We start from the raw sequence: 9,491 nt of genomic DNA, 5'->3' as shown, positions 1-9,491 counted from the left end.
TTCCAAGGCCGATCTGCAACGCATCCAAGACACCCTCAACACTCGGCCCCGACCCACCCTGAACCTCGACACCCCCGCAGACCGCCTCAACGCACTGATCACCCAAGCAGCAGCATGAACCCCGATGTTGCACTCACCACTTGACTTCGGACGGAAAAAATGTGCGGGTAACCCACGTTCGGCGGCGCGCGCCGGAAATCAACCGCGCGGGCGGAACGTCACCATCGGGGGGCGGTCGGCCAGCGACACCGACGACGTCCGCGGCGTGTAGCCCTCGCCGTCGGCGAAGAACTGCGTCAGCCCTACGCCGGAGTCCGGCACCCCGCAGCGTGACAGCAGCGTCGCGATGACCTGACGACTCATGCTGGCCAGCTCGGTCAGCGGACGGTTGCGATGCGTGCGGACACCAAGGTTGACCTGGGCTATCCCGTCGAGGCCGAGGCGGTCGTAGGCGTCGATCAGCAGGCCGATCTCGACCCCGTAGCCCGGCGCGAACGGTACGGACGTCAACAGCTCGCGGGTGCCGGCGTACTCACCGCCCAGCGGTTGCAGGATGCAACTGAGCTCCGGCCGCAATGAGGCGAGAAGCGGCCGGGCCACCAGCTCAGTCACCCGCCCGCCGCCGTTGGCGTCCTCGCTGCCGCTGACCTTCAGGGGCCTGCGGTAGAAGCCCTTGACCAGGTGGACACCGTCGGTGGTGAGCAGCGGTCCGACCAGCTTGGGCACGAACATCGGATCGGGGTCGATCAGGTCCGAGTCGACGAACACCACGACGTCGCCGGTCGTGGCGGCCAGCGAGCGCCACAGCACCTCACCCTTGCCGGGTTGCGGAGTCACCTCCGGCAGCGCCGCCTCGCGGCTGATCACCCGCGCGCCGGCGGCCAGGGCGCGGATCTCGGTGTCGTCGGTCGAGCCGGAGTCCAGCACGATCAGCTCGTCGACCAGCCCGCCGAGCAGCGGGGTGATGGTCTCCACGACGCTGCCGACCGTCTCTTCCTCATTGAGGGCGGGCAAGACGACCGAGACGGTGCGGCCACGTTTGGCCGCCTCGAGGTCGGCGATCGTCCACGTCGGCCGGTTCCAGCTGTGGTCGTTGAGCCACCGCGCGGTGACGACGTCGGTAGCGGGAAGTTCGGGTGTGAGTGTCATGCCAGTCCCCTCACCGTGCGCGTCGGCGGCCGGCCGCCCTGGATCGACGCGACCATCTCCAGAACGCGCCGTGTGGGTCCGACCTCGTGCACCCGGAACATCGCGGCTCCGTCTGCGGCCGCCAAGGCGGTGGCTGCCAGGGTGCCCTCCAGGCGTTCGGTCAAACCCACACCCAGAGTCTCCCCGACGAAATCTTTGTTGCTCAGCGCCATCAGGACGGGCCATCCAGTGTTTACAAGCTCTTTCACATGGCGCAACAAAGTAAGACCGTGGTGAGTGTTCTTGCCGAAATCGTGCGTCGGATCGATCAGGATGGCATCGCGGGTCACCCCCGCCGCGACCGCGCGTTCGGCCGCCGCGGTCACCTCGGCGATCACATCGTCGACGACGCCGCGTTCGGTGATGCCGTAGTTGACGCGGAACGGCCTGGTCCGCGGTTGGGCGCCGCCGGTGTGCGAACACACCAGCCCCGCGCCGAACTCCGCGGCCACCTCCGGTAGCGCCGGGTCGTGGCCCGCCCAGGTGTCGTTGATCAGGTCGGCGCCGGCCGCGCACGCCTGTTTGGCGACCGCCGAACGCCAGGTGTCGACGCTGATCAGCTGGTCGGGATAGGTGCCGCGCAGCCATTCGATGAACGGAACGACGCGCGCAATCTCCTCATCGGTGTCGACGGTGCTGCCGGGGCCCGCCTTGACTCCGCCCACGTCGACGACGTCGGCACCGTCCTCGATCACCCGGTGCGCGGCCGCCTTGGCCGCCTCGTCGGTGAAGGCGGCGCCGCGGTCGTAGAAGGAGTCCGGCGTCCGGTTCACGATCGCCATGATCAGCGCTCGATCAGCGGCGACGGGTCGGCCCAGGAAACGACCTGAGAACCGGCCGGGGTGCGTGGTCACGCCTTCCAGGCTACGGCGGCGCGGTTCGTGCGTGATTTCGATCGGTCAGCGAACGTTTTCACTCACAAGTCGCTAGTTCTTGGGCTTCTTTCCGTCGGCGACCTCTTTGGGGTAGTCGTCGTAGAACTCGACGTAACCCTCGTCGCGCCCGGAGAGCACGTAGATCGGGTCCTCGATCTCCTCGACGTTGAAGCCCTCCTTGCGCAGGTCGACCTTCTGGCTCTTGAACGTCGACGTGTACGCGAGTTCGTCGACCACGCGCACGAATAGCGGCACCGCATAGCCGGGCAACTTGTCGTACGCGGCCTTGGCCAGCGCCTTGCCGTCGAACTTCTCGCCTTCCTTGAGCTGGATCGCGGCCATACCCGCGCGCCCGCCCGCGCCCTCGACCTCGACGCCGAACACCGTGCACTCCTCGACCTGCGGGTCGGCGGACAGCGCCGCCTCCACCTCGGTGGTGGCGACGTTCTCGCCCTTCCACCGGAAGGTGTCGCCGAGCCGGTCGGTGAACGACGCGTGCCCGAACCCCTGCGAGCGCATCAGGTCGCCGGTGTTGAACCACACGTCATCGTCGCGGAAAGCGTTGCGCACCAACTTCTTTTCCGTCTCTTCGCGGTCGGTGTAGCCATCGAAGGGCTGGAAGTTGCTGACCTTGGACAGCAGCAGGCCCGGTTCACCGGTGGGCACCTTCTTGACCCGGCCTTTGTCGTCGCGCAGCGGATCGCCGGTCTCGGGGTCGTATTCGACGAACGCCACCGGCGACGGGCAGATACCGGTGGACTGCGGAATGTTGAAGACGTTGACGAAGGCGGTGTTGCCCTCGCTGGCGCCGTAGAACTCGCACACCCGCTCGATGCCGAACCGCTTGGTGAAATCCTCCCAGATCGCCGGGCGCAGCCCGTTGCCACAGATCACCCGCACCTTGTGCTTGCGGTCGGTGTCCTTGGGCGGCTGGCTGAGCAGGTACGAGCAGATCTCGCCGATGTAGACGAACGCGGTCGCGTCGTAGCGGATCACCTCGTCCCAGAACTTGGAGGCCGAGAACTGCTTGCCGATCGCCAGCGTCGCCCCGGAGTTCAGCACCGACGACAACGCGACCGTCAGCGCGTTGTTGTGATACAGCGGCAGGCAGCAGTACAGCGTGTCCTTGCTGGTCAGCCGCATTCCGAGGCCACCGAACCCGGCGAGCGCCCGCAGCCAGCGGTAATGGGTCATCACGCTGGCCTTCGGCATGCCGGTGGTGCCGGACGTGAAGATGTAGAAAGCATCGTCCTTCGCGAGCACGGCCGCGGTGGTCGGCGGGTTGCCGGTAGGTGCCGACGCGGCCAGGCGTTTGAGGTCATCGATGGTGAGTAGGCCGTCGGTGTCGGCGCCGGACTCGGTGATCGGCTCGACGAAGTCGGTATCGGCCACGACGGCCTTGGCGCCCAGCAGGCCGAAGCTGTGCTTGAGCACGTCGCCTCGCTGGTTGTAGTTGAGCATGCCGGCGACCGCGCCGCATTTGACCGAGGCCAGCATCAGCAGCACCGGCTCCGGGGAGTTGCGCAGCATGATGCCGACGACATCGCCGTGGCCGACGCCGCGGGCAGCCAGAATCGCGGCGTAGCGGTTGACGGTCTCGTTGGCCTCGCGATAGGTGATCTGTTCGTCACCGAACCGGAGGAACACCTTGTCGCCGTAGCGTGCGGCGCGGTCCTGGAACACCTTGCCGATCGAGGTCTTGGCCGAGGGCCGGGCACCGAAACCGGTGACGACGCCGCGCAGGATCGTCGGCAAGTCCGCGATCAGGCCCGGTGCGCGGGCGGCGATGTCCAATAAACCAACGCTGCGGCGAGTCCCCGACTTCTCGGTCATGCGCCTTCGTCCCTCCCTGTTCGTTTGTCGCACACCCTAGTGACCGTGTTCATGTCGGTGGCGCACACGCCGTCATGGCCGACTCGACGTCGACGACGACGACCAGTCGATCCAGTGCCCCCTGCGCGACGTACCCGCTGTCGCGCAAACCGTGCAGCCATGCCAACAGTCCGTCGTAGTGCCCGATGGGGTCGAGCAGCACGACCGGTTTGTCATGCATACCCAAATAGCCCGCTGTCCAGGCCTCGAAGAATTCCTCGAGCGTGCCGATGCCTCCGGGCAGGGCGATGAACGCGTCCGCCCGCCCCTCCATCACTTCCTTGCGTTGACGCATGGTGTCGGTGACGACGAGTTCGTCGGCGTCGACGTCGGCGACCTCGCGATGCACCAGCGCCTTCGGGATGACACCCACGGTGTGGCCCCCGCGCGACCTGGCCGCCGTCGCCAACGCACCCATCGCCGAGACGTTCCCGCCACCGGAGACCAGGCTCCAGCCCCGCTCGGCGATCGCCCGCCCGACTTCTTCCGCAAGCTCGATGAGCTCGGCGTGCGTCGGACCCGACGCGCAGTAGACACACACCGCCCACTGGCGATCGGATTCGCGGGGAGTGGGTTCTGCGGACACGAGCAGACCCTAGCCGCACGACGATCAAGCGGCCCCCGGCCGCGTTGAGGAGTGCGGCCGTCGATTCAGCCGCACGACGATCAAGCGGCCCCCGGCCGCGTTCAGGAGTGCGGCGGTCGTTTTGGCCATAGACTCCGGCGGTGCCGATTGAGTGGGTCACCTCGCCGCCCGGACCGGCACTCGATTCGATCGAAGCCGGTCTGCAGAAGCGTTCCGGCGCTGTGCTGATCGGTCCCGCCGGAGTGGGTAAGACGACGCTGGCGCGAGCGGCGGCCGACCGGCTCGCGGGGGCCTACCACCGCGTCGACTGGGTCACCGCCACCGCGCCCATGGCCGCTGTCCCGTTCGCGGCGGTCAGTCGCCTCATCGACGTCGCCGACACCGGCAAGACCGCAGACGTTCTGCGCGGCGCGCGTGAGACATTGGGCGACGGACGCCTGCTGGTGGTCGACGACGCTCATCTGCTGGACCCGTTGTCGGCGGCACTGATCTACCAGCTCGCGGTCAGTGGGGCGGCCGCGCTGATCGTGACGGTGGCACCGGCCGGGGTGATGGCCGACGGTGTCTCGGCGTTGTGGGACGACGGGCTCGTCGAGCGCATCGACCTCGAGCCGCCGGGTCACGACGACCGTCGGGTGGCCGCTTCGGTCGGCGAGTTCGTCGGCGCGCTACCGGGCCCCGCCCAACGCGTCCTGGAGTACCTGGCCGTCGACGACCCGCTGGCACTCGACGAGCTCGAAGCCTTGGTGGGCCCGGAATCGGTCGAGGCCGCAGCGGCGTCGGGTGCCGTGGTGGTCGAGGACGGCTGGGTGCACCCGGCGCACCCGCTGTTCGCCGACTCGGTTCGCGAGGCGTCGGGCGGTCCGGAGCTGCGCAGGCTGCGCGGTGAACTGGTCGACCGGCTGGCCGGGCGGCCCGGCCGGGGCGCTGTCGACAGGTTGCGCCGCGCGGTGCTGGCGCTCGACAGCGACAGCCCGCAAGGGCCGCCAGAGTTGTCCGCGGCGGCCGCGGAGGCGTTGCGCCTCGGCGATCTGGTGCTCAGCGAACGGCTCGGCCGCGCCGCGCTGCAGGGCGCACCCGACGACCTCCCGACACGGCTGACGCTGGCGTACGCGCTGGCGTGGCAGGGGCGGGGCCGCGACGCGGACGCGGTGCTCGACGGTGTGGACGGCGCCGCGCTGTCCGAGACGGAGTTGATGGCGTGGGCGCTGCCGCGGGCCGCCAATCAGTTCTGGATGCTGTCCGAGCCTGAGCGCGCGACGGCGTTCCTGCGCGCGACGCGCAACCGGGTGTCGTCGCCGGCCGCACGCATCACGCTCGATGCGTTGTCGGCGACGTTCGCGATGAACGCCGGGAGCGTGTCGCGCGCGATGGAGGTGGCCGCCGACGTGCTGTCGTCGCCGGAGGCCGATGACACCGCGGTCGGCTGGGCGGCGGCGGCCGCGGCGCTGAGTTCGGCGCGGACGGGCCGTTTCGCCGATGTCGACGCATTGGCCGAGCGGGCGATGGCCGCCGGACATCCGGGGCTTCTGCGGTTCACCAGCGGATTCGGGCAGACGACGGCGTTGGTGATGGCGGGTGAACTGGACCGGGCCCAGCAGCTTGCCCGGCGGCTCACCGACTTCGCGCAACTGCAACAACCGGGGCGCGCGATCGGTGAGGTGCTGGTGGCCGACGTGCTGATCGCCAAGGGAGAGCTCGAGGAGGCGGTGCGCCTGCTGCGTCGTGCCGCCGCCGCGCTGGCGCCGACCGGCTATTCGTGGGGTCCGTTGGCGTGGATGCTGCTGGCCCAGGCGCTCGGTCAGCTCGGCGCAGGAGTCGAGGCGGGAAAGGCGTTGGCGCGCGCCGAGTCTCGGCACGGGTTGAAGTCGATGTTGTTCGCCCCGGAGTTGGCACTCGCACGGGCGTGGACGATGTGGGCACGCCGCGACGAGCACGGTGCCGTCGCCGCCGCCCGTGAGGCGGTGCGTAATGCGGAGCGCGGTGGGCAGACGGCCGTCGCGCTGCGGTCTCTGGTGGACGCGGTACGGCTCGGCGACATCCGAGCGGTCGACGCGATCGAGCGGATAAGCGTCGAATGTGACTGCGACACAGGGCGGCTGGCGCTGGCACACGCCCGGGCGCTCACCGCGCGGGATGCCGCCGCGCTGGCCGAGGCGTCTCAGGGTTATGCGGCGTGCGGGTGGCACGGTGCCGCCGCGGACGCCGCAGCCCACGCCGAAGCCCACCGCTGAAAATTCGTGTCGGGACGGGCTCTGTCGCGACCCTAGGCTTGATTGGCATGAGCCGATTGTTCGCGCAGACCGACGGGTTGCGGTCATCCGCCTCGCTCCACGACCGGGTCGCGACGGACCTGTCGCACGTGCTCAGCGCGGACGCGCCGGGGCTGGCCGGAGTACAGACCAGCCACGGCCAGATCGCGGCCGGGGTGAGCGCCGCGCTGTCGAACGCGCTCGACGCCCGGGTCGGCACCGTGCAGACCACCGCCGACGTGGGCGAAACGATCTCCGAACTGCTGCGGAAGGCCGCGCAGATGTATGAGGACGGTGATCACGAAGGGGCCGAGACGTTGCGAGCGGCCGCCGAAGCGCTTGACGGTCAACGGGATACGCAAGGGGAAGACGGTCCGGCGGCTAGCGTCGGTGGTGCGGTTGGCGGCGCGCCGGCGAACGGCGCCGTAGGCCCGCCCGGCGGTGATCAGATGGTCGGCCAGATGCTCGGCCAGGTCGGACAGCAGGTCGGGCAGCTGCTCAGCTCGATGACGGCGCCGCTGCTGGGTCTTGCCCAAGGGCTGCAACAGGTTCCGCAGATGGTCGCGCAAGGCGTTCAGCAGGCCGGCCGAAAAGACGAGACCCTTGCGCACGAGGACGGCGGTGACGAGTCCGAACGTACCGGTGAACGAACCGAGGAAGACGCCGAGGAACCGTCCGAGCCGGGTCGTGCCGAACCGAAAGCCGAAGCCGCACCGAGTGGTTCGACGGGCGCGGTTCGCGCTCCCGAGATGCCGACAGGTGCGGAGCCGCCCCGGCCCGCGCAGACACGTCCTCAGGTCGGGTAGCCGCTGAATATTGCACTGAGGGTCGCTGGTCGAGCGCGATCACGACCCTGGACGCAATAACGGGCGCTACAGGTTGCGGGCGACCTCGTCGTCGCCGCGCCGCGCCTCCGGCGGCGTGACGGGGACAGGGGCCGCGCCCGATTCGCCGCCCTGCGGACCGGAGGCGGCGTCCCACGGGCGGTCGTCGGCGCGGTGTAACGGCTGGCGGTCCTCCCGATCGTCGGATTCGCCGGCCTGGGGCCCGGCGTCGTCGCGTGGCTGCGGCGCGCCGGCACCTGGGCTGTGCCCCGCCGGCCCGGCCGTCGCGGCGGCACCACCGCTCGGTGCCGCACCCCCGCCGCCCGCACCGGTGGCGGACGGGCCGCCTGGCGACTGGGCTCCTTGCATGGCCTGTTGCATCAGCGAGCCGAACATTCCGGTCTGCCCGCCGAGGGCTTGGGCGGGCGCTCCGGCCATCTGCCCCATCTGACCGGCCTGCTGCCCCACCTGGCCGAGCATCCCGACGATCTGGCCAACCGACTGAGAGCCGGCGTCGTCGGAGTTCTCATAAGCGGCCTGCGCGGCGACCACCTTTCCCGAGAACGTGTTCTCCTTGGCCGACAGCGCGGCGACGTTCGCGGTCAGCTGGGCGGCCAAGGTAGGCAGCACCGCCGAAATGGTGGCGCTCATCGCGTCCTGTCCCGCCGGGATCATCGGTATCTCGGGCAGCTTGACCGCCGCCGCGTTCCAGCTGATGGCGTCGGGCTTTCTCAGTGGGCTACCCATGCGCGCTCCTCGTCACCAGTCGTCATCGTCGTCATCGTCTAGATCGTGTTCCAGCGGCGCGGGCACGGCCAATCCTGGTGCGGTGCCCCCGCTGGCGCCGCGCTGACCCATCATCGGGGCCGTCCCGCCCATGCCGCCGCCCGCAGCCATCGGGGCGGCCCCGCCGACCGCCGCGGCTCCCGCGGTCGCGCCCTCCGGTGCGGGCGCGGTGCTGACCGGCTTGCTGCCGACGAGGTTGGCCATCTGCGGTGTCTGCAGTGGCGCACCGCCGGAGCCCGGCAACGACGCCGCCCGGACCATGCCGGAGCCGCCGCCGGCGCCGGAGCCGCCGGCGAGCGGATGGTTGGAGAACGACGAGAACGGCAGCCCCGCGGCGCCCAGAGAATCGGCCTTACCGCCCTGACCGAACATCGACGTCAGCTGTTGCAGCGGCTGTGAGAGCTGCTGGCCCAGCTGCTGCGGCACAGCCATCAGCGACTGGCCGATCTGCATCGGCAGCTGTGCGGCCATGGCTCCCATCTGGCCGGCCATCTGCATGGCCTGCTGCGAGCCGTCACCGGCCTGCTTGGCGGCTTCCTCCCCGCTGTCCTGCGCCTCTTTGGCACCGGGCACGGGCGGAGCGCCGAAAAGGGGGATGCTCGGCGGCACGCCGAGGGTGTTGGCGAGTTCGGTGGTGTTGGTCGTGACGTTGGCGATGTTCTGCGACAACCCCATCTTGATCCGGCTCTGCACCAGCTCCTGGGCGTTGGGAAACGGCATCGCCGCGATGCCCTCACACTCGTGCTGAACCTCTTGGGCGATCGTGTTCGCCAGCATCTTGGTCTTCACGACGGTGGCCTCCATCGCGCGCAGCTTGGCCGCGATCGCGGCGGCCTGCGCCGCGTTGGCTTCGTGCCCGCCGATGATGGTGGTGGCCTCCCCCGCCGCGGCGACCGCGCCGACTCCCTCCCAGGAATCGGACAGCTGCATCAGCTGACCCTGCTGTTCGGGCACGACGTTTCCGCTGATCGTGGACGCCAACGCCTCGTATGACGCCGCCGCGGCGGCCAACGTCTCCTCGTCGACGTTCGGCCAGCCCGGGCCGGTCACGGTCTGACCACCGTACGGGCTGGAATCGGGCGCGATGCCCATGGCGCGACCCCCTTGA

At 69.7% G+C, this 9,491-nt stretch carries 8 protein-coding genes; 2 read left to right on the top strand and 6 right to left on the bottom strand.

Annotation, left to right across the window (positions count from 1 at the left end; all coding sequences use genetic code 11):
• Nucleotides 1–198: 198 nt before the first annotated feature.
• The 4 genes from RMCN_RS05965 to RMCN_RS05950 all read right to left on the bottom strand — a co-directional run bounded on the left by RMCN_RS05965 (nt 199) and on the right by RMCN_RS05950 (nt 4,521).
• Nucleotides 199–1,149, bottom strand: coding sequence for a glucosyl-3-phosphoglycerate synthase (locus RMCN_RS05965; RefSeq protein ID WP_067387820.1), 951 nt, complete (start codon nt 1,147–1,149; stop codon nt 199–201).
• Nucleotides 1,146–1,970, bottom strand: a complete 825-nt coding sequence (folP, locus tag RMCN_RS05960) for a dihydropteroate synthase (RefSeq protein WP_067387830.1) — start codon at nt 1,968–1,970, stop codon at nt 1,146–1,148. The genes RMCN_RS05965 and folP overlap by 4 nt, the downstream gene beginning before the upstream one ends.
• 144 nt (nt 1,971–2,114) lie before the next feature.
• Nucleotides 2,115–3,896, bottom strand: coding sequence for a long-chain-acyl-CoA synthetase FadD6 (fadD6, locus tag RMCN_RS05955; protein ID WP_067387819.1), 1,782 nt, complete (start codon nt 3,894–3,896; stop codon nt 2,115–2,117).
• 49 nt (nt 3,897–3,945) lie between these two features.
• A complete protein-coding gene (locus RMCN_RS05950) occupies nt 3,946–4,521 on the bottom strand; it encodes a cytokinin riboside 5'-monophosphate phosphoribohydrolase (protein ID WP_067387818.1) in 576 nt (191 codons plus the stop codon).
• A 140-nt stretch (nt 4,522–4,661) separates the two neighbouring features.
• Between RMCN_RS05950 and RMCN_RS05945 the strand changes: the two genes are divergently transcribed.
• Together RMCN_RS05945 and RMCN_RS05940 are read left to right on the top strand one after the other, a co-directional pair.
• Entirely contained in the window at nt 4,662–6,755 is a 2,094-nt protein-coding gene (locus RMCN_RS05945) for an AAA family ATPase (protein WP_067387817.1), read from the top strand.
• A 47-nt stretch (nt 6,756–6,802) separates the two neighbouring features.
• Nucleotides 6,803–7,579, top strand: a complete 777-nt coding sequence (locus RMCN_RS05940; RefSeq protein ID WP_067387816.1) for an ESX-1 secretion-associated protein — start codon at nt 6,803–6,805, stop codon at nt 7,577–7,579.
• Nucleotides 7,580–7,645: 66 nt separating this feature from the next.
• On the opposite strand, the gene RMCN_RS05935 is transcribed toward RMCN_RS05940, so the two are convergent.
• Entirely contained in the window at nt 7,646–8,344 is a 699-nt protein-coding gene (locus RMCN_RS05935; protein WP_067387815.1) for a hypothetical protein, read from the bottom strand.
• Between the two features lie 12 nt (nt 8,345–8,356).
• Nucleotides 8,357–9,475 (bottom strand): hypothetical protein, encoded by a 1,119-nt coding sequence (locus tag RMCN_RS05930; protein ID WP_067387814.1) that lies wholly within the window; start codon nt 9,473–9,475, stop codon nt 8,357–8,359.
• Nucleotides 9,476–9,491: the final 16 nt, after the last annotated feature.

This window comes from Mycolicibacterium novocastrense (assembly GCF_001570485.1).
Classification (GTDB): domain Bacteria; phylum Actinomycetota; class Actinomycetes; order Mycobacteriales; family Mycobacteriaceae; genus Mycobacterium; species Mycobacterium novocastrense.
This window is presented reverse-complemented; position numbering and strand designations above follow the sequence as displayed.